At 45.8% G+C, this 936-nt stretch carries 1 protein-coding gene; it reads right to left on the bottom strand.

The features are described 5' to 3' along the window. The coding region (locus MiSe_RS49300; protein WP_226594894.1) for an acyltransferase domain-containing protein at positions 1-936 on the bottom strand (936 nt) is incomplete at both ends.

The following is a 936-nucleotide window of genomic DNA, read 5'->3' as shown; positions in this document are numbered from 1 at the left end:
ATACTTGTAATCGTTTTGTCTTGACTCCCTGTGCTTCTAACTTTTGACAAATAGTAGCCAGAGCGGCACTGGCTCCAGATATTACCACACTTTCCGGACCATTAATCGCTGCTAGAGCCACTGTCTGCTCAAATGGTGCGATCGCTTGCCTCACTTGTGCTGCTGTTGCAGACAGCGAAACCATCTCCCCACCAACTGGTAACTGCTGCATCAATCGTCCCCGATGGGCAATCAGTTTGAGTCCATCCTCTAAGCTGAAAACCCCTGCCACACAAGCAGCAACATATTCACCAACACTATGCCCCATGACTGCATCTGGTTGAATTCCCCAGGATTTCCACAACTGATATAGGGCATATTCTAAGGCAAATAATGCTGGTTGGGTATAGGCTGTTTGGTCTAATAATGATGATGCAATTTGTTCGGCTGAGCTGTCAGGATAGAGTATTTCTAATAACGAATGTTCCAGATAGGGGCGTAAAATTTCATTGCATTGGTCTATTGTTTGGCGGAAAATCGGCTCTTGGTCGTAGAGTTGCCGTCCCATGTTGATGTATTGGGAGCCTTGTCCTGTGAAGAGGAAGGCGACCTTCGACAGCTTTTTACCTGCTTGATTGCTGAACAATCCGCTGGTTTCCTTTCCAGATGCTCCGGCTGCAAGTTGTTCGATTAATTGCTCTTTTGAATGCGCCACAACTGCGAGCCGTTGCTCAAAATGCGCTCGCCCTGTATTGGCCGTATAACAAATATCTGCCAGTGGCAAATCTAAATGAGTTTGAATATAGTTTTGATAGCGAGAAGCTAACTGATCTAAAGCTGATTGTGTCTTGGCTGATAGAGTCAATAGATGTAAAGGACGTTCTACTGATGCGGTTACTGGTTGAGATATTGGGGCTTGTTCCAACACTACATGAGCGTTAGTACCGCTAAACCCGA

The sequence above is a fragment of the Microseira wollei NIES-4236 genome (assembly GCF_020521235.1).
Lineage (GTDB): Bacteria > Cyanobacteriota > Cyanobacteriia > Cyanobacteriales > Aerosakkonemataceae > Microseira > Microseira wollei.
The sequence above is the reverse complement of the archived record's forward strand: the minus strand, read 5'-3'. Positions and strand labels throughout refer to the sequence as shown.